Annotated in this window: 20 protein-coding genes; 12 read left to right on the top strand and 8 right to left on the bottom strand. The window is 59.2% G+C overall.

All coding sequences use genetic code 11. The features are described from left to right. Positions 1-202 precede the first annotated feature (202 nt). The 7 genes from srlA (at position 203) to gutQ (ending at position 5,185) form a co-directional block, all read left to right on the top strand. Positions 203-766, top strand: coding sequence for a PTS glucitol/sorbitol transporter subunit IIC (gene srlA, locus SPE70_RS20595; RefSeq protein WP_008806158.1), 564 nt, complete (start codon positions 203-205; stop codon positions 764-766). Beyond that, positions 763-1,734 (top strand): PTS glucitol/sorbitol transporter subunit IIB, encoded by a 972-nt coding sequence (srlE, locus tag SPE70_RS20600; RefSeq protein ID WP_064170042.1) that lies wholly within the window; start codon positions 763-765, stop codon positions 1,732-1,734. Before srlA ends, srlE begins: the two co-directional genes overlap by 4 nt. 13 nt (positions 1,735-1,747) lie before the next feature. Continuing rightward, the gene (gene srlB, locus SPE70_RS20605) at positions 1,748-2,110 is read left to right on the top strand and encodes a PTS glucitol/sorbitol transporter subunit IIA (RefSeq protein WP_008806160.1); all 363 of its coding nucleotides are present in this window, start codon (positions 1,748-1,750) and stop codon (positions 2,108-2,110) included. A 12-nt stretch (positions 2,111-2,122) separates the two neighbouring features. Next, positions 2,123-2,902 (top strand): sorbitol-6-phosphate dehydrogenase, encoded by a 780-nt coding sequence (gene srlD, locus SPE70_RS20610; RefSeq protein ID WP_012540782.1) that lies wholly within the window; start codon positions 2,123-2,125, stop codon positions 2,900-2,902. 124 nt (positions 2,903-3,026) lie between these two features. Further along, positions 3,027-3,386, top strand: coding sequence for a transcriptional regulator GutM (gutM, locus tag SPE70_RS20615; protein WP_012540781.1), 360 nt, complete (start codon positions 3,027-3,029; stop codon positions 3,384-3,386). Positions 3,387-3,453: 67 nt separating this feature from the next. After that, complete coding sequence (gene srlR, locus SPE70_RS20620; protein ID WP_012540780.1) at positions 3,454-4,227, top strand: glucitol operon DNA-binding transcriptional repressor SrlR; 774 nt, start codon at positions 3,454-3,456, stop codon at positions 4,225-4,227. Then, positions 4,220-5,185 carry an arabinose-5-phosphate isomerase GutQ gene (gene gutQ / locus SPE70_RS20625; RefSeq protein WP_008806164.1) on the top strand — a complete coding sequence of 322 codons (966 nt, stop codon included), beginning with the start codon at positions 4,220-4,222 and terminating at the stop codon, positions 5,183-5,185. The genes srlR and gutQ overlap by 8 nt, the downstream gene beginning before the upstream one ends. Here gutQ and norR read toward each other — a convergent pair. Further along, entirely contained in the window at positions 5,148-6,698 is a 1,551-nt protein-coding gene (norR, locus tag SPE70_RS20630; RefSeq protein ID WP_044650042.1) for a nitric oxide reductase transcriptional regulator NorR, read from the bottom strand. The genes gutQ and norR overlap by 38 nt on opposite strands. Positions 6,699-6,885: 187 nt before the next feature. Between norR and norV the strand changes: the two genes are divergently transcribed. Next, positions 6,886-8,334 carry an anaerobic nitric oxide reductase flavorubredoxin gene (gene norV / locus SPE70_RS20635; protein ID WP_063105684.1) on the top strand — a complete coding sequence of 483 codons (1,449 nt, stop codon included), beginning with the start codon at positions 6,886-6,888 and terminating at the stop codon, positions 8,332-8,334. Continuing rightward, the gene (gene norW, locus SPE70_RS20640; protein WP_063105685.1) at positions 8,331-9,464 is read left to right on the top strand and encodes an NADH:flavorubredoxin reductase NorW; all 1,134 of its coding nucleotides are present in this window, start codon (positions 8,331-8,333) and stop codon (positions 9,462-9,464) included. Before norV ends, norW begins: the two co-directional genes overlap by 4 nt. A gap of 194 nt (positions 9,465-9,658) precedes the next feature. Here the strand turns inward: norW and SPE70_RS20645 are convergent, their stop codons facing one another. Both SPE70_RS20645 and SPE70_RS20650 read right to left on the bottom strand, forming a co-directional pair. After that, positions 9,659-10,606 (bottom strand): hydroxyacid dehydrogenase, encoded by a 948-nt coding sequence (locus SPE70_RS20645; RefSeq protein WP_008806168.1) that lies wholly within the window; start codon positions 10,604-10,606, stop codon positions 9,659-9,661. After that, positions 10,603-11,298, bottom strand: a complete 696-nt coding sequence (locus tag SPE70_RS20650) for an RraA family protein (RefSeq protein ID WP_012967367.1) — start codon at positions 11,296-11,298, stop codon at positions 10,603-10,605. Before SPE70_RS20650 ends, SPE70_RS20645 begins: the two co-directional genes overlap by 4 nt. Before the next feature lie 166 nt (positions 11,299-11,464). Here SPE70_RS20650 and SPE70_RS20655 point away from each other — a divergent pair, with 166 nt between their 5' ends. Continuing rightward, positions 11,465-12,181 carry an IclR family transcriptional regulator gene (locus tag SPE70_RS20655; protein WP_008806170.1) on the top strand — a complete coding sequence of 239 codons (717 nt, stop codon included), beginning with the start codon at positions 11,465-11,467 and terminating at the stop codon, positions 12,179-12,181. A gap of 39 nt (positions 12,182-12,220) precedes the next feature. Here SPE70_RS20655 and SPE70_RS20660 read toward each other — a convergent pair whose 3' ends face one another. The 5 genes from SPE70_RS20660 to SPE70_RS20680 all read right to left on the bottom strand — a co-directional run bounded on the left by SPE70_RS20660 (position 12,221) and on the right by SPE70_RS20680 (position 18,997). Beyond that, entirely contained in the window at positions 12,221-13,555 is a 1,335-nt protein-coding gene (locus SPE70_RS20660; RefSeq protein ID WP_012967366.1) for an MFS transporter, read from the bottom strand. A gap of 512 nt (positions 13,556-14,067) precedes the next feature. Continuing rightward, positions 14,068-15,081 carry a HoxN/HupN/NixA family nickel/cobalt transporter gene (locus tag SPE70_RS20665; protein WP_016161693.1) on the bottom strand — a complete coding sequence of 338 codons (1,014 nt, stop codon included), beginning with the start codon at positions 15,079-15,081 and terminating at the stop codon, positions 14,068-14,070. Beyond that, entirely contained in the window at positions 15,078-17,312 is a 2,235-nt protein-coding gene (gene hypF / locus SPE70_RS20670; RefSeq protein WP_049010201.1) for a carbamoyltransferase HypF, read from the bottom strand. The genes SPE70_RS20665 and hypF overlap by 4 nt, the downstream gene beginning before the upstream one ends. 8 nt (positions 17,313-17,320) lie before the next feature. Next, positions 17,321-17,848 carry an electron transport protein HydN gene (gene hydN, locus SPE70_RS20675; RefSeq protein WP_008806174.1) on the bottom strand — a complete coding sequence of 176 codons (528 nt, stop codon included), beginning with the start codon at positions 17,846-17,848 and terminating at the stop codon, positions 17,321-17,323. Between the two features lie 135 nt (positions 17,849-17,983). Next, entirely contained in the window at positions 17,984-18,997 is a 1,014-nt protein-coding gene (locus SPE70_RS20680; RefSeq protein WP_136047551.1) for a LacI family DNA-binding transcriptional regulator, read from the bottom strand. A 267-nt stretch (positions 18,998-19,264) separates the two neighbouring features. Here SPE70_RS20680 and ascF point away from each other — a divergent pair, with 267 nt between their 5' ends. Next, entirely contained in the window at positions 19,265-20,707 is a 1,443-nt protein-coding gene (gene ascF, locus SPE70_RS20685; protein ID WP_012967363.1) for a PTS cellobiose/arbutin/salicin transporter subunit IIBC, read from the top strand. Between the two features lie 26 nt (positions 20,708-20,733). Continuing rightward, positions 20,734-22,158, top strand: a complete 1,425-nt coding sequence (locus SPE70_RS20690; protein ID WP_022065322.1) for a 6-phospho-beta-glucosidase — start codon at positions 20,734-20,736, stop codon at positions 22,156-22,158. Positions 22,159-22,310: the final 152 nt, after the last annotated feature.

Here is a 22,310-nt window from a genome sequence, read left to right on the forward strand (position 1 = left end):
CCGTTTGTAGACAAAATAGTCCTTCATCGCCCCTTCCCTACATACTGCCATGCGCCTCATCGTTTCATCCTCTTGCCTTCAAACTTTCAAAATAAAATATTTATCTTTCATTTTGCGATCTATTTAACACTTTAAAACCTTTCAAAATGATTAAAATCAGCCTGCAGTTAGCAAGAAAAATAACACGCTGAAGGAGAGAACAATGATTGACGTCGTTACCCACGGCGCGGAGTGGTTTATCGGCCTGTTTCAGAAAGGCGGCGAGGTATTTACCGGCATGGTGACCGGGATCCTCCCCTTACTGATCAGCCTGCTGGTGATCATGAACGCGCTGATCAACTTTATCGGCCAGCAGCGGATCGAAAAGCTGGCGCAGCGCTGCGCCGGCAACCCGCTTACCCGTTACCTACTGTTGCCCTGCATCGGTACCTTTGTCTTCTGCAACCCCATGACCTTAAGCCTTGGCCGCTTTATGCCAGAGAAGTACAAACCAAGCTACTACGCGGCGGCCTCCTATAGCTGTCATTCGATGAACGGGCTGTTTCCGCATATCAACCCCGGCGAGCTGTTTGTCTATCTCGGTATCGCCAACGGCCTCACCACGCTGGGCCTGCCGCTTGGCCCGCTGGCGGTGAGCTACCTGCTGGTTGGCCTGGTAACCAACTTCTTCCGCGGCTGGGTCACCGACCTGACCACCTCTATTTTCGAGAAAAAAATGGCGATTCAGCTTGCCCGGAAAGTGCATCTGTCAGGAGCGACATCATGACCCGCATTCGTATTGAGAAAGGCACCGGCGGCTGGGGCGGCCCGCTTGAGCTCGACGTCGTCGAGGGCAAAAAGATCGTCTATATCACCGCCGGCACCCGACCGGCGATCGTTGACCGCATCGCCAGCCTGACCGGCTGGCAGGCGGTTGATGGATTTAAAGAGGGTGAACCGGCGGAAAGCGAAATTGGCATCGCCATTATTGACTGCGGCGGCACCCTGCGCTGCGGCCTCTACCCGAAGCGCCGTATCCCTACGGTGAATATCCATGCCACTGGCAAATCGGGGCCGCTGGCGCAGTATATCGTCGAGGATATTTACGTCTCCGGGGTGAAAGAAGAGAACATCAAACTGCTGGAAGATAGCGGCGAGACGGCAGCGCAACCACTCCCTGCCGCGGGCCGCGATTATGACGCCAGCAAAAAGATCACCGAACAGAGCGACGGCCTGCTGGCGAAGGTCGGGATGGGGATGGGATCGGTGGTGGCGGTACTGTTCCAGGCCGGACGCGACACCATCGACACGGTGCTGAAAACCATTCTGCCGTTTATGGCCTTCGTCTCGGCGCTGATCGGCATCATCATGGCCTCCGGCATCGGCGACTGGATTGCCCACGGCCTGGCGCCGCTTGCCAGCCATCCGCTGGGGCTGGTGACCCTGGCGCTGATCTGCTCCTTCCCGCTACTGTCGCCGTTTCTCGGCCCCGGCGCCGTTATCGCCCAGGTCATCGGCGTGCTGATCGGCGTCCAGATCGGCCTTGGCAACATTCCACCGCACCTCGCCCTGCCCGCGCTGTTTGCCATTAACGCCCAGGCCGCCTGCGATTTTATCCCGGTAGGCCTGTCGCTGGCCGAAGCCCGTCAGGATACCGTGCGCGTCGGCGTGCCGTCGGTGCTGGTCAGCCGCTTCCTCACCGGCGCGCCAACGGTGCTGATCGCGTGGTTCGTTTCCGGATTTATTTACCAGTAAGAGGTTCCTGAAGATGACCGTCATTTACCACACCACCATTACCCGCATCGGCGCCTGCGCGACGATGGCGCTGGAAGAGCAGATGCTGATCACCTTCCGCGAGGGCGCCCCGGCGGATATCGAAGAGTATTGCTTTATTCACAACCACGGCGAGCTTGCCGGCCCCCTGACGCCGGGCGCAGAGCTGCAGCTCGGCGACAGGCGTTATCCGGTGACCGCCGTCGGCGAGGTCGCCGAACAAAACCTGCGCGAGCTGGGCCACATCACCCTGCGCTTCGACGGCCATCGTGAAGCGGAGTTTCCCGGAACCGTTCACGTCGCCGGCCCGGTGCCGGATGCTATCGCGACCGGCTGCGTACTGAAATTTGTTGCTTAGAAGGAGAGAAAGATGAATCAGGTTGCTGTTGTCATTGGTGGCGGACAAACCTTAGGAGAGTTTCTGTGCCGCGGTCTGGCCGCCGAGGGGTACCGCGTGGCGGTGGTCGATATTCAAAGTGAAAAAGCCAGCCGCGTCGCCCAGGAGATCAACGCTGAATATGGCGAAGGCACGGCATACGGCTTCGGCGCCGACGCCACCAGCGAAGCCAGCGTCACTGCCCTGGCTCACGGGGTGGATGAGATTTTCACGCGCGTCGATCTGCTGGTGTACAGCGCCGGGATTGCCAAAGCGGCGTTTATTAGCGACTTCGCGCTGGGGGATTTCGACCGCTCGCTGCAGGTGAACCTGGTGGGCTATTTCCTCTGCGCCCGCGAGTTCTCGCGGCTCATGATCCGCGATGGCATTAAAGGTCGCATCATTCAGATCAACTCGAAGTCCGGCAAAGTGGGCAGTAAGCACAACTCCGGCTACAGCGCGGCGAAGTTCGGCGGCGTCGGGCTGACCCAGTCGCTGGCGCTGGATCTGGCGGAGTACGGTATTACCGTCCATTCGCTGATGCTCGGCAATCTGTTGAAATCGCCGATGTTCCAGTCGCTGCTGCCGCAGTACGCCGCCAAGCTCGGCATTGATGAGAGCGAAGTCGAGCAGTACTACATCGATAAGGTGCCGTTGAAACGCGGCTGCGATTACCAGGATGTGCTGAACGTGTTGATGTTTTACGCCAGCCCGCAGGCGTCGTACTGCACGGGTCAGTCAATTAACGTTACCGGCGGCCAGGTGATGTTTTAAAAGGTTCCCGGATGGCGCTGCGCTTATCCGGGCTACAAAAATGTCGGTCGGGTCAGGCGCTAGCCGCCACCCGACAAAAAACGGTACCCGGGTTGTACCCGGTACCCCACTTTCAGGAGACATTATGGTTACCGCATTAATCACCGTCGCCGCTATCGCCTGGCTGACTCAGCTGGCTTTCGGCGGCTGGCAAATTCGCCGCTTCAATCGCGCCTTTGATAGCCTTTGCCAGCAGGGCCGCGTCGGCGTCGGCCGTTCCTCCGGGCGCTTTAAACCGCGCGCGATTGTCGCTATCGCCGTCGATGAAAACGATCGTATTTGCGATACGCTGTTGATGAAGGGTCTCACCGTCTTCGCCAGCCCGCAAAAAATCCCCACGCTTAGCGGTAAACATCTCAAGGAATTGCAGCCTGATGTGATCTTTCCCAATGATCCGCTCTGTCAGAATGCACTATCATTAGCGCTTAATCCGAAACATGCATAATTTCGTTGTGAAAGTTAATATCTTGCGAAATTATCACTTCGAAACTTAAACGCAGGATACAACGCCTATGAAACCACGTCAGCGCCAGGCAGCCATTCTCGAGCACCTGCAATCGCAGGGCAAATGCTCGGTCGAAGAGCTGGCGCAACACTTCGACACCACCGGCACCACTATCCGCAAGGATCTGGTGATTCTGGAGAATGCCGGGACCGTCATCCGCACCTACGGCGGCGTAGTGTTGAATAAAGACGAGGCCGACCCGCCTATCGACCACAAGACGCTGATCAACACCCACAAGAAAGCGCAGATTGCCGAGGCCGCCGTACGCTACATCCACGATGGCGATTCAATTATCCTCGACGCCGGCAGTACCGTGCTGCAAATGGTGCCGTTGCTGAGCCGCTTCAATAACATCACGGTGATGACCAACAGCCTGCATATCGTCAACGCCCTTTCCGAGTTCGATAACGAGCAGACCATCCTGATGCCGGGCGGCACCTTCCGTAAAAAATCGGCTTCATTCCACGGCCAGCTGGCGGAAAACGCCTTCGAACAATTCAGCTTCGACAAGCTGTTTATGGGCACCGACGGCATTGATCTGGTGGCGGGCGTCACCACCTTTAACGAGGTCTATACCGTCAGTAAGGCGATGTGTAACGCCGCCCGCGAAGTGATCCTGATGGCCGACTCATCCAAGTTTGGCCGTAAAAGTCCCAACATTGTCTGCGGCCTTGAACGCGTGGATAAATTGATTACCGATGCCGAGATTGACCCTGAATTCCAGCGGGCGCTGGAAGCCAAAGGTATTGAAGTCATTATTACTGGAGAACATCATGAGTAACTTTTTGTTAGAGGCCGGACGCCAGACCCTGATGCTTGAGCTGCAGGAGGCGAGCCGCCTGCCGGAACGCCTGGGCGACGACTTCATCCGCGCGGCGGAAACCATCATCCACTGCGAGGGCAAACTGATTGTCTCCGGTATCGGTAAATCCGGCCACATCGGTAAAAAGCTGGCGGCAACCTTCGCCAGCACCGGCACCCCGGCCTTTTTCGTCCATCCGGCGGAAGCCCTGCATGGCGATCTCGGTATGCTCGATAGCCGCGACGTGATGCTGTTTATCTCCTACTCCGGTAGCGCAAAAGAGCTGGATCTCATCGTGCCGCGGCTGGAAGAGAAATCCATTCCTCTGCTGGCGATGACCGGCAAATCCACCTCGCCGCTGGCGCTGGCGGCGAAAGCGGTGCTGGATATCGCCGTGGAGCGCGAAGCCTGTCCAATGCATCTGGCGCCGACCTCCAGCACCGTTAACACCCTGATGCTGGGCGACGCGCTGGCGATGGCGGTGATGCAGGCGCGCGGTTTCAATGAAGAAGATTTCGCCCGTTCCCATCCGGCGGGCGCCCTCGGCGCGCGTCTGCTGAATAAGGTGCATCACCTGATGCGCCGCGACGAAGAAGTGCCGCGGGTCGATGCCGGGGCCAACGTCATGGACGCCATGCTTGAACTCAGCCGAACCGGGCTCGGCCTGGTGGCGGTCTGCGATGAAACCAACCGCGTGCAGGGCGTTTTCACCGACGGCGACCTGCGCCGCTGGCTGGTTGCTGGCGGTACGCTCAACGATAGCGTCACTCGGGCGATGACCCGCAACGGCGTAACGCTGCAGGCGGAAAGCCGCGCGGTGGAAGCCAAAGAGCGACTGATGAAACACAAAATCAGCGCCGCGCCGGTCGTGGATGAAAACGGTCAACTGGTCGGCGCCATCAACCTGCAGAATTTTTACCAGGCGGGGATCCTTTAAGTCCCAGACGTTTCGCCAGCCGATGCAGGTTGGCGACGTCCAGTTCCAGCGCACGGGCGGTCGCCGCCCAGTTGCGCTGGTTCGCCTCGAGCGCGCGGCTAATCGCTTCCCGCTGAAAAGAGTCGGTCGCCTTGCGCAGATTGACCTTCTCTATCGCGGGTGCCGCTGCCACCGTCTCAGTCGGTAACATCGGCGCGGCCACCGCAAACTGGAAATGCTGCGGCTCCAGCACCACTTCATCGCCGGCCTGGGTGGCCCGCGCCAGCACCACCGCCCGGTGAATAGCATGCTCCAGTTCGCGCACGTTGCCCGGCCAGGACCACTGCTGCAGCCTGTTTCGCGCCGCCTCAGCCAAAATGACCCGCGCCAGCCCCATCCGCAGGCGGCACTGCTCACAGAAATAGCCCGCCAGCAGCACCACATCGTTTTCCCGTTCGCGTAGCGCCGGAACCGACAGCGGGAAGACGCTCAGGCGATGGTACAGATCGGCGCGAAAGCGCCCTTCCACCACCTCCTGGCGCAGATCGCGGTTCGTCGCCGCCAGCACCCGCACATCGACCCGCAGACTGCGGTCATCGCCGACGCGCTGAATATCACCATACTGCAGCACGCGCAGCAGCTTCGCCTGCAACGCCAGCGACAGTTCGCCAATTTCATCAAGGAACAGGGTGCCGTTATCAGCCATCTCAAATTTACCGCTGCGGTTGCTGATAGCCCCGGTAAACGCCCCTTTCACATGGCCAAACAGCTCGCTCTCCGCCACGCTTTCCGGCAGCGCCGCGCAGTTGAGATAGACCAGCGGATTGGCGGCTCGCGGCGATCCCTGGTGCACCGCTTTCGCCACCAGCTCTTTACCGGTGCCGGTTTCGCCGCTTATCAGCACGTTTAAATCCGAGGCGGCGACGATATCGATCTCTTTTTTCAGCTGCAGCATGGGCGCTGACAGGCCGATAATTTCCTGGCGCTCAGGTTGCGCATAATTGACCGGCTGCGCCGGCAACACGTTTTGCGCCTCAAGGCGGGCGATGAGCAGCGCGTTGTTCAGCGCGCCGGCCACCAGCGCGGCAATCAGCCGCAGCTCTTCATCGCTGAAGCTATCGAAACGGTCGGCATCCATACCATCAAGGGTCAGCGCGCCAATCAGCGTCTGTCCGGCAAACAACGGCAGGCCAACGCAGGCGTGAACCTTCAGGCTCTCATGACCGGGGATCAGCCCGTCATAGGGGTCGGGCAAATCGCTATCCGCCGGGAAGCGCACCACATCCCCGGCGCGCGCAATCGCCTCAAGCCGCGGGTGTCCTTCCAGGGCAAAGCGCCGACCAAGCACATCCTGCGCCAGGCCATCGATCGCCAGCGGCACAAACTGATGCGCCTCATAGCGCAGCAGCGCCGAGGCATCGCAGCCGAGGATCTGCCGCAGGGTAGTAATCAGGCGCGAAAAGCGGTCGGTGTGACCAATATCGCTTTGTAAATCAATGGCGATTCTCGCCAGCTCGTCGACGGAAAAACTCATTGCCGCTCCATTGTCATTTTGACAACACGCATTGTCATATAGACTATTTTAGCTATTGTCATTTTGACAGCAACCAAAATCAGAAAAAATTAAAAATAGATAATTATCAATGAATTAAAAAGTTGGCATGTAACTTGATATAAGCCAGTCAACTGAGTTTAAACACACTGTATTGATTGAGGTTGCTATGTCTATTGCGGTTAAAAATAACATTCTTTGGGTTGGCCAACGTGACTGGGAAGTGCGTGATTTCCACGGCACCGAATATAAAACGCTGCGCGGCAGCAGCTACAACAGCTATCTCATCCGCGAAGAGAAGAACGTGCTGATTGATACCGTCGATCATAAATTCAGCCGCGAGTTCGTGCAGAACCTGCGCAGCGAAATCGATCTGGCCGACCTCGACTATATCGTCATTAACCACGCCGAAGAGGACCATGCCGGCGCGCTGACTGAGCTGATGATGCAGATCCCGGATACGCCGATCTACTGCACCGCCAACGCTATCGACTCGATCAACGGCCACCATCATCATCCTGAGTGGAACTTCCACGTGGTGAAAACCGGCGATACTCTCGATATCGGTAATGGTAAACAGCTGATCTTCGTGGAAACGCCGATGCTGCACTGGCCTGACAGCATGATGACCTACCTGACCGGCGACGCGGTGCTGTTCAGCAACGACGCCTTCGGCCAGCACTACTGCGACGAACACCTGTTCAACGATGAAGTGGACCAGATTGAACTGTACGAACAGTGCCAACGCTACTACGCCAACATCCTGACGCCCTTCAGCCGCCTGGTGACGCCGAAAATTACTGAAATCCTCGGCTTCAACCTGCCGGTGGAGATGATTGCCACCTCCCACGGCGTGGTCTGGCGCGATAACCCGACGCAAATCGTCGAGAAATACCTCGAGTGGGCGGCGGATTATCAGGAAGATCGCATCACCCTCTTCTACGACACCATGTCCAATAACACCCGCATGATGGCGGACGCCATCGCTCAGGGGATCACCGAGGTTGATCCACGGGTGGCGGTGAAAATCTTTAACGTCGCCCGCAGCGACAAAAACGACATTCTCACCAACGTTTTCCGCTCGAAAGGTGTGCTGGTGGGCACCTCCACCATGAACAACGTGATGATGCCGAAAATCGCCGGGCTGGTGGAAGAGATGACCGGGCTGCGTTTTCGCAATAAACGCGCCAGCGCCTTTGGCTCACACGGCTGGAGCGGCGGCGCGGTAGACCGCCTGTCCACCCGCCTGCAGGATGCCGGCTTTGAGATGTCGCTGAGCCTGAAAGCCAAATGGCGCCCGGATATCGACGCGCTGGAATTGTGCCGCCAACACGGACGCGACATCGCCCGCCAGTGGGCCCTCTCTCCGCTGCCGGTTGCTGAAGCAGCGACAACGCCGGAACAACCGGACTGTGCCTGTGCCGCCGCCGCGGCCGCCGATCTCGGTCCCATGATGCAGTGCAGCGTGTGCCAGTGGGTCTATGACCCGGCGAAAGGCGAACCTAACCAGGATGTCCAGCCGGGTACGCCGTGGAGTGAAGTGCCGGACAATTTCCTCTGCCCAGAGTGTTCTCTTGGCAAAGATGTCTTTGACGTACTGGCGACGGAGGCAAAATGAGTGATGGCATCGTCATCATCGGCTCGGGCTTCGCGGCCCGCCAGCTGGTGAAAAATATCCGTAAGCAGGATACGCAAATCCCGCTGACGTTAATCGCCGCCGATAGCATGGATGAATACAACAAACCGGACCTCAGCCATGTCATCAGCCGCGGGCAGAAGGCCGACGATCTGACCCTGCAAAGCGCCGGCGAGTTCGCCGAGCAGTATAATCTGCGTCTGTTTCCCCATACCTGGGTGAGCGATATCGACGCCGAAAAACGGTTAGTGAAGAGCCAGGATAACCAGTGGCGCTATGACAAACTGGTGCTGGCCACCGGGGCGACGCCGTTTATCCCGCCGGTGCCGGGACGCGAGCTAATGCTGACGCTGAACAGCCAGCGCGAATATGGCGCGGCGCAGAGCCAGCTGCACGACGCGAAGCGCGTGCTGATCGTCGGCGGCGGCCTGATTGGCTGCGAACTGGCGATGGATTTCTGCCGCGCCGGTAAAGCGGTAACGGTAGTCGATAACTCAGCCAGCGTGCTGGCGGCGCTGATGCCGCCGGAGGCCAGTAGCCGCCTGCAGCATCGGCTTACCGAGATGGGCGTACATCTGATGCTGAAAACGCAGCTCGAAGGGCTGGAACACACCGCCGACGGCATCCGCGTCAGCCTCGATCGCCAGCGCGCGTTAACCGTCGATGCGGTGGTGGCCGCCGCCGGCCTGCGCCCGGAAACGTCGCTGGCGCGCCATGCCGGATTGCAGATTAACCGCGGCGTGGTGGTCAATAATCAACTGCAAACCAGCGACCCGGCGATTTACGCCCTCGGCGACTGTGCGGAAATCAACGGTACGGTACTGCCGTTCCTGCAGCCGATTTTACTCAGCGCCATGTGCCTGAGTAAAAACCTGCTGGCGCAAACGGGCGAGCTCATCTTGCCGCCAATGCTGGTGAAAGTGAAAACGCCGGATCTGCCGCTGCATCTGGCCGGCGACACCCGCCGCGACGATCTGACGTGGAATATCGTGGCCGCCAAAGAGGGGCTGGTGGCGAAAGGCCTGGATGCAGAGAATCAACTGCGTGCCTTTGTGGTCAGCGAAGACAAGATGAAAGAAGCCTTTGCGCTGCTCAAGCAACTGGTGAGTTGATTACCGTCCAGGCAGCCCTGTTTTGCCGGGTGGCGCTACGCTTACCCGGCCTACGGAGGCCGCCCGTAAGCTCATATACTGTAGGCCCGCGCAAGCGCAGCGCCGCCGGCGCAGGGGGCGGCGTCTGGCCGCTCCCTGCGCCACGGAAAACAGAGTGCCGAAAAATTAACCGGGAGCGCAGGTTCGGTTAACACTCAAAACGTTGTTTCTGTCTGAGCCGACTCCTGCAGCACCTGCAGAATGTTGGCTGCGGCGGCGGTCCCCATTTTCACGTAAGAGGCATCGCTAACGCCACCCACATGCGGAGACAGAATGACATTATCAATCGCCTGCCAGATATGCGGCGTGGTGAGTGGTTCACTGTGAAAGCTGTCGAGCGCCGCCCAGCGCAAGGTCCCCGCTTTTAATGCTGCGGCCAGCGCCACATCGTCAATCAACCCGCCGCGCGCAGTATTCACCAGGATAGCGCCCGGCTTACACTGCGCCAGCGTGGCGGCATTGATCATTCCTCTGTTGTGTTGCGTCAAGGGACAATGAAGGGACAGAACATCGGCCTGCATCAGCAGGTCTTTGAGTTCGTCAACACGTTCACATTCCGGCGGGACCGTTTTCGCGTAGGGATCGTAAGCCAGAACCTTCATACCAAAGGCGACGGCAATTTTCGCCACACGGCTGCCAATAGCGCCGAGGCCGACCAGTCCCAGCGTTCTGCCCTCAAGTTCGAGTGATTTATGCGTTGATTTATCCCAGTGCCCTTCACGCAGGCGGCGGTCAAGCGGAATTACCGACTTGGCACAGGCCAGAATTAACGCCCAGGTGTGTTCGGAAACCGCGGCGGCATTGGCCCCCGTCGCCGCGCGAACCATTATGCCGCGCGCGGTGGCCGCCTCAACGTCAATGACATCAATGCCGCTGCCATGTTTGGCAATCACCTTCAATGCCGGGGCGGCATCCATGACGGCGGCCGTGATTTTGCCATAGCGCACCAGTATCGCGAGCGGATTGTGCTGCTGGCACAAGGCTATCAGCTGGGATTCTGTTGGCTGGCGGCCGGCAAAGACAAGCTCGTAATCTTCCAGCATCTCCAGCGCTGCTGCAGCCAAATCGCTGCCGGTAATCAGGATGACGTTTTTAGCGCTCATGGCAGTGTCTCCCCTTCGCTCAGCATCCCTGCCTGACGCAGAGCGCTCTCCAGCCAGTGCGGACGAAGGTCGCCGTCGCGGATAGCAACCAGACGTTTTGATTCCATCGCCAGTTTGCCTTTCGCCAGTTCGATGATGGTGCGAACTTCATCGCGCGGGATAACGACCACGCCGTCAATATCCCCTACCACTAAGTCACCTGCCTGCACGGCGGCGCCACCGACTGAAATAGCGTGATTGACCCTGCCTGGAATGAACTTGGTGGGGCCGCACGGATTCAGGCCGGCGGCGAAAACCGGAAAGAGTTGGTTACTTAAGGTTTCCGCATCGCGAACGGCACCGTCAATGATAATCCCTGCGATACCGCTGGCCTGGGCCTGCGTGGCCATGATCTCTCCCAGCAGCGCGCAGGAGAGATCGCCCTTCCCGTCGATGACCAGCACATCGCCAGGTTTGGCGACGGCCATTGCGGCGTGAATAGCGAGGTTATCCCCCGGGCGGACCTCTACGGTAATCGCTGGCCCGGCAACCGCCATATGCGGCGCCAGCGGCTTGATGCGGCCATGTAATGTGCCACGGCGTCCGGCCACGTCAGCCAGAATGGCGGCCTGAAATTCGGCGGCCTGGCGGACCTCTTCCGCGTCAACACGCGCAATATCAAAGTTGATGAGTTTCTGTTGCGAAGCAGGCATGGTTACTCTCCATTTGTTTTACTAGATACAACTCACGTGTACTATATAAAACAACTATACGAGCATTGCTTCGCTTTTCGCCAGTGTTGCGAAGTTGTTTGTGATGTAAACACGAAGTTACTCACAAAATTCAGGTACAATTTTGTTCGGCAAAAAGGAGAACATGATGGGGAATGAAGGCGTAATTGCCGTTGAAAAGGCGCTGGCTTTACTTGATTGCTTCCGTCCCGGTAATGACAGTCTGACGTTAACGGAGCTGGCCCAGCTTTCGGGATATCACAAAACAACCGTTTATCGCCTGATGAATTCGCTTGAGCGAATGAACTACATCATCCGGCACGACGATGGCACCTATACGCTCGGCCACCGTCTGCTCTATCTCGGCAAGCTCTATGAGCAATCATTTGAACTTGCCAGAGTCGTACAGCCGGAATTGCAGGCGCTGTCACAGGCCTCCAGCGAAAGCGCGAGCTGGTATGTGATTGAGGGGGGACAGCGCCTGTGTCTGTTCCGCGCCGAAGCCTCCCAGGGATTACGCCACAGCAACCTGCCCGGCAGCCAGTTCCCGCTGGATGGTTCCGCTATCAGCAAGGTTTTACGCCACTGGGGATTGGGTGAATCGTTGCAGGAAGACGAACCGACGCTGCCGTTCTATACCTCCGGCGCGCGCGACCCGCACACCGCGGCCTTCGCAATGCCGGTGTTTGGCGTCCACGATAAACTGATCGCGGCGCTGGCCCTGACCGGGCCGGCATCGCGTCTGACGGAAGATCGTAAAGAAAACGGCATCAGCCAGCTCATGCAGGAGACGGCCAACCGCCTGTCGCTCAAGCTAGGCGCCAGCAAGCCATTCTGCGAAAGGTTTTACGGTCTGAAAGAGTAAGATTGGCTAAGAAGGCGGGAAAAATCCCGCCTTTGCTTATTAATGGGTCATCTGTTTTTCCTGCCTGGCAGTCTGCGAGTAACGCCGTCCCATGGCCAGCACCGCAATGCCGCCTGCCAGACACAAGGCGGCCAGCGGCAGCATCGCCAGCGTATGGCTTCCTGTCCGTTCGCTAATAATGCCATAGGCATTCACCATCACCGCGCCGCCAATCAGGTTGGCGATCGCGCCGATGGCCGCCAGCCCGGCGGCGGCTGACGTGCTGCTCATCCAGCCCGATGCCAGCGCCCAGAAGGGGCCCTTCGCCGCATAAGCGCCAATCAGTATGGTACTGAGGATCATAATGGTGGCCGGAAGCGACAGATTGATAAACGCCGCGAACACGCCAGCCGCAATCATAAAGAGGGTGAGAGCCGTGTGCCAGCGGCGTTCATTGTTCCGGTCCGAACTACGTCCCCAGACAATCATCAGCACCGAGGCCAGACCATAGGGGATGGCATTCAGCAGCCCGGTGGTCAGGTTATCAAGATGGAACGACTTCAGCAGCTGTGGAGACCAGACGCTAAGCGTGGTGCCGGCAGACGACGCACCGGCGTAAATCAACGCCATCAGCCAGATTTGGCGATGCTTCAACAGTTGCCATGTGGTGGTATGGCCGATCTGTTTCTGCTGTTGGCGCTCCGCCTGAAGCGTGTTTTCCAGCCACGTCTTCTGCCGGTCGTTTAACCAGGCAGCCTGATGCGGGCGGTCGCGCAAAATAAAGAAAGCGGCAATCCCCAGCAGCACCGCCGGCAACCCTTCAATAATGAATAACAGATGCCAGCCGCGCAGCCCTAACCAGCCATCCAGCATCAGGATCAGCCCTGAAAGCGGTGAGCCGATAAAGTTAGCCAGCGGAATGGCCACCATAAAAGAGGCAATGATGCGCGCACGGTAGCGTGACGGGATCCACCAGGTAAGATAGAGCACCACGCCCGGGAAAAAGCCCGCTTCGGCAGCGCCCAGTAAAAAACGGACGATGTAAAGGGAGGTGGTGTTTTGCACCAGCGCCATACACATCGATACCACTCCCCAACTGATCATAATGCGCGGGATCCACAAGCGGGCCCCCACCTTCTGCATCGCCAGGTTGCTGGGCACCTCAAAGATAAAATAGGCGACAAAATACAAACTGCTGGCGAAGCCAAAAGCCGCCTTACTCAGGCCCAGATCCTCATTCATCTGCAGCGCAGCCATACCAATATTGCCCCGGTCAATAATCGACACCAGGTAGCTGACAACCAGGAAAGGCAGGATGCGCCAGATAACCCGCCGCATGGTCTCTTTTTCCAGCGCATCGTTATCGATAGCGCGGTTCGGTAATTGATCGGTCATGGTTTCCTCGCAGGGTTTCATTATGTTTATCAGGAAAACGATGTAGTGACGAAATAAGTGACTTCAGCCTGATGCGTCCGTTTTGCCGCGTCCGGAGATGAGGATGGGCTGCCTGGGTTGTCATGTTGCTTCACCAGGTAACGCAAGCCACACGTTTCTGGCCGCAAGGTGCGGCGCGGTAACGATCTCCATGAACATCTCGCCATTGTTGCACTCTGTACAACTTAGTTTTATTTTACAAAACTACTATAACGAGGCTGTCGTGTTTTTATCCAGTTAACGAGTGGTTTAAATTATGTAAATAAGAGGTAAATCACAGATGCTTCGGGTCGTTAAAACGGGGGAAAATGAAGATTTGATAAAAAATAATAATTTTTCAATGAGTTAAGTAATTGAAATTATTGACGCAGAGCGATGCCTCACCAGGACCTGGGTCAGCCTGCGCAGAGCAGCGCCGCCGGGCAGGTAGGGTAGCCCGGCTTAGCGCAGCGCAAGCCGGGAAAATGCTGCAGCTAACGCGCCAGATTGTCGTAGCCGCGCCAGCGGTAGTTAAGCACCGACAGCGCCCAACAGGCGACAAACAACCCGACCACCACAAATCCGGCATCGCCAAGGTTATCGTTTAACATCCCCACCCAGCGCCATATCCCGCCACTGAGCGCAAACTTATCCATTAGCAGGCCCAGCGCTTCCAGGCCGCCGATAAACAGCGCCACCACCACCGAGGTGCCGGTGATGGTCATATTGTAATAAAGCTTGCGCTGCGGTTTGCTGAACGCCCAGCCGTAGGCGCCGACCATCAGCACGTTATCGAGGGTATCCACCAGCGCCATACCACTGGCGAACAGCGCCGGGAAGACCATAATCGACCAGACGGAAATCCCGCTCGACGCGCCGGCGGCGGAGATACCCAGCACGCCGATTTCGGTAGCGGTATCAAAACCGAGGCCGAACAGGAAGCCGACCAGGTACATCTGCCAGCTGCGGCTGACCAGACGGAAGGTTTTGCCAAACAGCCAGCTCATTATGCCGCCGCCGCTGACGATTTCGTCGCTCACCTTCTCACCGCGCTTCCACGCCCGAAAGCTGCGCCACACGCTGCGTAAAATCACCAGGTTGATAAAAGCCATCGCCAGTAAAAACAGGGCCGACACGGCGGTGCCGATGACGCTACCGGTGTCATGCAGCCAGCTCATCTGCGCGCTGAAGGCCGTGGCGGTCGCGGCAATCGCCGCCGAGGCCAATACCACAATCGATGAGTGGCCCAGCGAGAACCAGGCCCCGACAGCGAATGGCCGCCGCCCCTGCTGCATCATCTTGCGGGTCACGTTATCAATCGCCGCGATGTGGTCGGCATCAACTGCGTGGCGCAGGCCGTAGCCCCAGGCCAGCAGGCTGGCGGCCATCAGCGCGCCGCTGTCGCCAAAGGCCTGCAGCGCCCAGCACCAGGCCAGTAAGTTTGCCGCGATCAACCCCAACACCAGTCCCGCAGCGCGCGGCTGCTGGCGTAAAACTGTCATTATCATTGTTGTGTTCCTTGAGCCTGCCCGCGGGCGGCGGCGATCACCGCCTGACCATATGCGATTGCGCCGTCGCCGGCCGGCAACTGCTGCGCCAACAGCAGAGTAAAATCCGCCAGATAAAAGGTCAATCGCGCCGCCAGCAAGCGGTTGTGCAGCACCCCGCCGCTGCAGACCATCGTCTCGATACCGCGGGCAGTGGCGCAGTCGCGGGCCATCGCCGCCAGCCCACAGGCCAGGGCGTCATGGAAGGCCCAGGCTTTCTGCGCCGGGGTCGCCTGCCAGTTCAGCCACTGTCGCCAGAAGGTGGCTAAGTCCAGCACGTCGTCGCGCCACGGCAGCGTAACCGGGTGGCTGACGCCGGGGCAGCTGGCGGCCAGCGCCTCCAGCCGACAGGCTGCTTCGCCTTCATAGCTCAGGCTCTCCGGCGCACAATCCAGCGCACAGGCGACGGCATCAAACAGCCGTCCGCAGGACGAGGCGCGCGGCGCGTTAATGCCGCGATCGATGGCCTGCGCCAGCAGCGGCCAGTTGCGCTGGCGGAGGGGGGCGGTCTGCGGATAATCCTGCCAGTCAGGGACAAAGGCCAGGCACTGAGCCAGCAGATTTCGCCACGGCTGGCGCGCCGCCAGGTCACCGCCCGGCAGCGCGACGGCCGGCAACCCGCCAAGATGTTCGCACTGGCGATAGTTAACCCGCAGGCACTCCCCGCCCCACAGCGCGCCGTTCTCCCCCATGCCGATGCCGTCGAGGGTCAGGGCGATAACGTCGCCGCCGTCAAGCGGCCAGCGGTGCTCGGCCAGGCACGCCGCAGCATGAGCATGGTGATGCAGCACCGTCTCCACCGGCAGCGACAGGGACGCCGCCCACTGCGTTGAACGATAGCCGGAATGGGCATCAACCACCACCCGCTGCGGCACAAACGCGTAAATGCTTTGCATCAGTTGCAGGGTGCTGCGCCACTGCTGTTCAACGCCTTCCTCGCCAAGATCGCCAAAGTGCTGGCTCAGCAGCGCTTCGCTGCCGCGCGCCAGGCAGAAGGTATTTTTCATATCCGCGCCGAGAGCCAGCAGCGGCGGGATGTCTCGTAGCCCCGGCGGCAGCGGCAGCGCATCCGGGACGTAGCCCCGGGCGCGGCGCAGCATTTCACCGCTTGACCGCACCAGCGAATCATCCATTCGCTGCAGGATGTCGCGATTATGCAAGAGAAAGCCGTCGGCAATGTCGGCTAAGTCGTTGAGCGCCTGAGCATTACTTAACGCCGGCGGACGGCCGCTAAGGTTGCCGGAGGTCATGACGATGGGGCGCGCCAGGGCCTGCAGAAGCAAATGCTGCAGCGGATTAGACGGCAGCATCACCCCTACTTCCGCAAGTCCTGGCGCAATCTTGTCACACAGGCCGGAGACCTGCGCTTTAGCAATCAGTACGATGGGCGCCGCCGGGGAGCCCATCAGCGCCGCGGCGTCGGCGGGTAAGCCCGCCGCTGACGGCAACATTACCGCCAGCGGTTTCGCCGGACGGTGTTTCCTCGCCCGCAGCGTGGCAACGGCAGCGGGATTACCGGCATCGCAGGCCAAATGAAAGCCGCCGATGCCTTTTATCGCCACGATGTCGCCTGCCGCCAGCCGCGTGATGGCCGCCTGCAGCGCCGCCTCGCTGTTCAGCGTTTCCCCCTCTGCCCGCCATTCCAGCCGCGGCCCGCAGTCGGGGCAGGCCACCGGCTGGGCGTGAAAACGGCGATCCGCAGGATCGCGGAACTCCGCCTCACAAGGGGAACAGAGCGGGAACGGCGCCATTGCGGTGAAAGGCCGGTCGTAGGGCATGGCGCGGATAATGGTTAACCGCGGCCCGCAGTGGGTGCAGTTGATAAAGGGGTAGCGGTAGCGGCGCGCCCGGGGATCGTTCATCTCCGCGAGGCACGCCGGACAGGTCGCGGCATCGGGCACAATCTGAGTGCGCATGCATCCCGCCCCGCTCTCGCGGATGGTGAAATCCTTCGGCGTGGCCGTCCAGCAATAAGGGGTGCAGTCGGTGCTGTCGATACGCGCCAGCGGCGGGCAGTGGTCAGCCAGAGCGGCAGTAAAACCATCGTCGCCCCCGGCCAGCCGCACCAGGACGCCGTCACCGTCATTACAGACATCGCCGCAGCGGGCCTGCGTCCGGGCCAGCTGCCAGACAAAGGGGCGGAACCCCACCCCCTGCACTTTACCGCGAATGCGGATTTGCACCCCGTTCATGCCACGACTTACCAGGCCAGCGCCGTACGGCGACGTTTCTCGATATTCATCTGCTCGAGTTTATTGCGGTCAACGCACACCAGGGCGTGCGTCGGGCAGACTTCCATGCAGGCCGGGCCGCTCTCGCGGTGGAAGCAGAGGTCGCACTTGTTGGCTTCGGCTTTTTCCGCCACGACGTTCAGTCCGGCACCGCTATGGCGGATCACCGGGCGCACCACCACCTCCATCGCCCCGTACGGGCAGGCAACAACGCAGGTTTTGCAGCCGATGCAGCGCTCCTGCATCACATGGACAAAGCCTTTATCGCGGCTAATGGCGCCGTTCGGGCAGACGTTGGCGCAGGGGGCGTCTTCACACTGACGGCAGGCGGTCGCCGTGGAGACATTGACCCCTTTGATCACGTGAATACGCGGTTGAAAGGTGTGAGGCGTCAGGGCGGCGCAATCCTGATGTTCCTGATGGGACACCACGCAGGCCACTTCGCAAGTGCGACAGCCGATACATTTGCTCGCATCGGCGATAATGAAACGGTTCATCCATTTCTCCAGCAGTAAGAAGGTTAGGCGCCGGAGTATGCATAATACGTTCCAGTTTTTATATTATTGATAGTTAAGAGAATTAAATCGAACATTTGCTGTCATCGTCAGTAGTGACGATGACAGCTGACGACGTCAGGCACAGGGACCCGCCACCAGTGAATCACGCTCAATTAGCGCCCCGGGGAAGCTCTGCTGAAAGTTGAACTCCCCACCATCCAGCATAAATATCAGCCGATTGATGCTCTCTTTAATCATCTCCGTCACCGGTACCCGAACGCTGGCGAGCGACGGCACCATATACGGCGCCAGCACAATATCATCAAACCCCACCACCGAGACCTGATCCGGAACCTTAACGCCCAGCTGGTGAAGCTGCTTCATCGCTCCGATCGCCATATCGTCATTGCTCGCCACCAGCGCGCTGTAGGTCACCCCGCGTTGACGCAGGCTCTCCACCGCCGCCGCGCCGGTTTCCGGCGTCCAGCGCCCCTCCGCGATGAGCGCCTCGTTCAGGGCGATGCCGTGGCCAGCCAACGCGTCTTTGTAGCCGGCGAGGCGTTCGACGCCGGTGGGTGAGTCAAGGGAACCGGTAATAAAGGCGATATCGCGATGGCCAAGCGCAATCAGCCGCTCCACCACCCGCATCGCCGAGGCTTTTTGATCGGACCAGACGCAGTGGCTGGCGTGGCGGCGCAGGCGGCGATTAAGCACCATGATCGGCTGCGAGTGGTTCTCAACGATCTCGTCCATCTCGTCAACGGTGAGAAAGCGCGGGTAGATGATAATCGCATCGCAGCGCAGGTCCAGCAGGTACTGGATCGCCTCCCGCTCCTCTTGCGCGCTGTACTTGCCGTCGGCCAGGATCAGCTGTCGTCCCTTGTCTTCCGTCATCCGCGCCACGTGATACAGCAGCTCGCTGAAATAGACGCCGTGGTACAGGGTGTTGGTCACCACCAGGCCCAGGGTTTGCGTCGTTTTGGTCGCCAGGTTGCGCGCCAGCAGATTAGGCCGATAGCCGCTCTCCGCCACTGCCTTAAACACCCGGTCTTTGGTCTCCTGACTGACATAGCCGTTGCCCGACAGTACCCGCGAAACGGTTGCCTTCGATACCCCCGCGCGCTTTGCGACCTCCAGCATCGTTGCCATGTGATTCTTCCTGTTGCAAAAGTTGCAGGCAGTGTACTGCACGTTTCCCGCTTTTACAGCATTCCCCTGTTCACCACCGCGATCCGGCTCACGGCGACGCTTCGCGATCAAAATCACAAAATTGAGATCATCTTTTTTTATTCCTTGTGCAATCAAATGAAACTCACCATGATTTTGTGGAACCGGTTTCCTATATAAACATGGTATCGCCCGGCGATGCGGCGCGGTAGCAGATCAGTACCCTATTGATAAACAGGATAAAATCCGATGTCGAAAAATTATGCAGCCCTGGCGCAACAGATAGTCGCGGCAATCGGCGGAGTCGATAACGTCGCCGCCGTGACCCACTGCATGACCCGTCTGCGCTTCGTGGTCAAAGACGACGAAAAGGTCGATAGCCCCACCCTGAAAGGCCTGACCGGGGTACTCGGCGTTGTGCGCAGCGATAACCAGTGCCAGGTGATCATCGGCAATACCGTTTCCCAGGCCTACCGCGAGGTCGTGAATCTGCTGCCTGGCGACCTGCGCCCGGCTGAGCCGCAGGGCAAAGCGCCGCTAACCCTGAAACGCATCGGCGCCGGGATCCTTGACGCGCTGATCGGCACCATGTCGCCGCTGATCCCGGCGATTATCGGCGGATCGATGGTCAAGCTGCTGGCAATGATCCTTGAGATGAGCGGCGCACTGCCGAAAGGCTCGCCGACGCTGACACTTCTGGCGCTTATCGGCGATGGCGCATTTTTCTTCCTGCCGCTGATGGTGGCCGCCTCCGCGGCGGTGAAATTCAAAACCAATATGTCGCTGGCCATCGCCATCGCCGGGGTGCTGGTGCATCCCGGGTTTATCGAGTTGATGGCCAAAGCCGCCCAGGGCGAACACGTTGAATTTGCCTTTATTCCGGTTACCGCGGTGAAATACACCTACACGGTGATCCCGGCGCTGGTGATGACCTGGTGCCTGTCGTATATCGAGCGCTGGGTGGATCGCATTACCCCGGCGGTGACGAAAAACTTCCTTAAGCCGATGCTGATCGTGCTGATCGCCGCCCCGCTGGCGATCCTGCTGATTGGCCCGCTGGGCATCTGGATCGGTAGCGCCATTTCCGCGCTGGTGTATACGATCCACAGCTATCTCGGCTGGCTGTCGGTGGCGATCATGGGCGGGCTGTGGCCACTGCTGGTGATGACCGGGATGCACCGCGTCTTTACGCCAACCATCATTCAGACCATCGCCGAAACCGGCAAAGAAGGCATGGTGATGCCATCGGAGATCGGCGCCAACCTGTCGCTGGGCGGATCGTCGCTGGCGGTGGCGTGGAAAACCAAAAACCCGGAGCTGCGCCAGACGGCGCTGGCCGCCGCGGCATCGGCGATTCTGGCCGGGATTTCCGAACCGGCGCTGTACGGCGTGGCGGTGCGCCTGAAGCGCCCGCTGATCGCCAGCTTAATCAGCGGCTTTATCTGCGGCGCGGTGGCGGGAATCGCCGGTCTGGCCAGCCATTCGATGGCGGCGCCAGGGCTGTTTACCAGCGTGCAGTTTTTCGATCCAGCCAATCCGATGACTATCGTCTGGGTATTTGGCGTGATGGCGCTGTCGGTGGTGCTGTCGTTTGCCCTGACGCTGATCCTCGGCTTTGAAGATATTCCCGTTGAACAGGCCGCTGCCGACGCCAGAGCGCGCCAGGCCCGGGCCCAGGCATCCCACGCCTGAACACACAATTGATAATGAGGTAATGCATGGCGAGTTTCCCACAGGGATTTTTATGGGGCGGCGCACTGGCCGCCAACCAGTCTGAAGGCGCTTATCTTGAAGGCGGTAAGGGGCTGACCACCGTGGATACCCTCCCCCACGGCGCCCACCGCCTGCCGGTAAAATTAGGCCTGGAGAAGCGCTTTACACTGCGTGAAGACGAATTTTACCCCAGCCATGAAGCGATCGATTTTTACCATCGCTATAAAGAAGATATTGCCCTGATGGCCGAGATGGGGTTCAGCGTCTTTCGCACCTCCATCGCCTGGAGCCGCCTGTTCCCGCGCGGCGACGAGCAGCAGCCGAATCCGCAGGGCATCGCCTTCTATCGCTCACTGTTTGAGGAGTGCAAAAAGCACGGTATCGAGCCGCTGGTCACGCTGTGTCATTTCGACGTGCCGATGCATCTGGTGATGGAGTACGGCTCCTGGCGCAACCGCAAAATGGTGGATTTTTTCAGCCACTACGCCCGCACCTGCTTTGAAGCTTTTGACGGTCTGGTGAAATACTGGCTCACCTTCAATGAAATCAACATCATGCTGCACAGCCCCTACTCCGGCGCCGGTCTGGTGTTTGAAGAGGGTGAAAACCAGGAGCAGGTGAAGTACCAGGCCGCGCATCACGAGCTGGTGGCCAGCGCGCTGGCGACAAAAATCGCTCATGAGATTAACCCGCAAAATCAGGTCGGCTGCATGCTGGCGGGCGGCAATTTCTATCCTTACTCCTGCAAGCCGGAAGATGTGTGGATGGCGCTGGAGAAGGACCGCGAAAATCTGTTCTTTATCGACGTCCAGGCGCGCGGCGCCTATCCGGTGTGGGCCGCGCGGGTGTTCCGGGAAAAAGGGGTCACGATTGCGAAACAGCCGGGCGATGACGAGATCCTCAAAAACACCGTCGATTTCGTCTCCTTTAGCTACTATGCGTCGCGCTGCGCCTCGGCGGAGATGAACGCCAGCAACACCAATGCCGCCAATATCGTCAAGTCGCTGAAGAACCCGCACATCCCGGCCAGCGAATGGGGGTGGGGCATCGACCCGCTGGGCCTGCGCATCACCATGAACATGATGTACGACCGCTATCAGAAACCGCTGTTCCTGGTGGAAAACGGGCTTGGCGCCCGCGATGAGATCGATGCCAATGGCGACATCAATGACGACTATCGCATCAGCTACCTGCGCGAGCACATCAGGGCAATGCGCGACGCTATCGGCGACGGTATTCCGGTGCTGGGCTACACCAGCTGGGGCTGCATCGATCTGGTCTCGGCGTCAACCGGCGAGATGAGCAAGCGCTACGGCTTTGTCTATGTCGATCGCGACGATGCCGGCAACGGCACCCTGGCGCGTAAGCGTAAAAAGTCATTCTTCTGGTACCAGAAGGTGATAGCCAGCAACGGCGCCGATCTCGACTAAGCGTCCTCGCCCACGCGCGCCCATTCCCCGCGATAAACGGGGGACGGGCGTCTGCTTTCTGTTGCATCTATTACATGCTTTTTTCTCGAGCCTGATTCCAGTTTCTGGTTTGCCTCCTGTTCACAATAACTGGTATTTTATCCAGTACTTTT

The sequence above is a fragment of the Klebsiella sp. ZJOU C1 genome, assembly GCF_035620215.1.
Taxonomy (GTDB): Bacteria; Pseudomonadota; Gammaproteobacteria; order Enterobacterales; family Enterobacteriaceae; genus Klebsiella; species Klebsiella variicola.

Excerpts from the sequence above, each read along its gene's own strand:
- srlA (WP_008806158.1), top strand. The coding sequence starts at position 203 with ATGATTGACGTCGTTACCCACGGCGCGGAGTGGTTTATCGGCCTGTTT.
- srlE (WP_064170042.1), top strand. The coding sequence starts at position 763 with ATGACCCGCATTCGTATTGAGAAAGGCACCGGCGGCTGGGGCGGCCCG.
- srlB (WP_008806160.1), top strand. The coding sequence starts at position 1,748 with ATGACCGTCATTTACCACACCACCATTACCCGCATCGGCGCCTGCGCG.
- srlD (WP_012540782.1), top strand. The coding sequence starts at position 2,123 with ATGAATCAGGTTGCTGTTGTCATTGGTGGCGGACAAACCTTAGGAGAG.
- gutM (WP_012540781.1), top strand. The coding sequence starts at position 3,027 with ATGGTTACCGCATTAATCACCGTCGCCGCTATCGCCTGGCTGACTCAG.
- srlR (WP_012540780.1), top strand. The coding sequence starts at position 3,454 with ATGAAACCACGTCAGCGCCAGGCAGCCATTCTCGAGCACCTGCAATCG.
- gutQ (WP_008806164.1), top strand. The coding sequence starts at position 4,220 with ATGAGTAACTTTTTGTTAGAGGCCGGACGCCAGACCCTGATGCTTGAG.
- norR (WP_044650042.1), bottom strand. The coding sequence starts at position 6,698 with ATGAGTTTTTCCGTCGACGAGCTGGCGAGAATCGCCATTGATTTACAA.
- norV (WP_063105684.1), top strand. The coding sequence starts at position 6,886 with ATGTCTATTGCGGTTAAAAATAACATTCTTTGGGTTGGCCAACGTGAC.
- norW (WP_063105685.1), top strand. The coding sequence starts at position 8,331 with ATGAGTGATGGCATCGTCATCATCGGCTCGGGCTTCGCGGCCCGCCAG.
- SPE70_RS20645 (WP_008806168.1), bottom strand. The coding sequence starts at position 10,606 with ATGAGCGCTAAAAACGTCATCCTGATTACCGGCAGCGATTTGGCTGCA.
- SPE70_RS20650 (WP_012967367.1), bottom strand. The coding sequence starts at position 11,298 with ATGCCTGCTTCGCAACAGAAACTCATCAACTTTGATATTGCGCGTGTT.
- SPE70_RS20655 (WP_008806170.1), top strand. The coding sequence starts at position 11,465 with ATGGGGAATGAAGGCGTAATTGCCGTTGAAAAGGCGCTGGCTTTACTT.
- SPE70_RS20660 (WP_012967366.1), bottom strand. The coding sequence starts at position 13,555 with ATGACCGATCAATTACCGAACCGCGCTATCGATAACGATGCGCTGGAA.
- SPE70_RS20665 (WP_016161693.1), bottom strand. The coding sequence starts at position 15,081 with ATGATAATGACAGTTTTACGCCAGCAGCCGCGCGCTGCGGGACTGGTG.
- hypF (WP_049010201.1), bottom strand. The coding sequence starts at position 17,312 with ATGAACGGGGTGCAAATCCGCATTCGCGGTAAAGTGCAGGGGGTGGGG.
- hydN (WP_008806174.1), bottom strand. The coding sequence starts at position 17,848 with ATGAACCGTTTCATTATCGCCGATGCGAGCAAATGTATCGGCTGTCGC.
- SPE70_RS20680 (WP_136047551.1), bottom strand. The coding sequence starts at position 18,997 with ATGGCAACGATGCTGGAGGTCGCAAAGCGCGCGGGGGTATCGAAGGCA.
- ascF (WP_012967363.1), top strand. The coding sequence starts at position 19,265 with ATGTCGAAAAATTATGCAGCCCTGGCGCAACAGATAGTCGCGGCAATC.
- SPE70_RS20690 (WP_022065322.1), top strand. The coding sequence starts at position 20,734 with ATGGCGAGTTTCCCACAGGGATTTTTATGGGGCGGCGCACTGGCCGCC.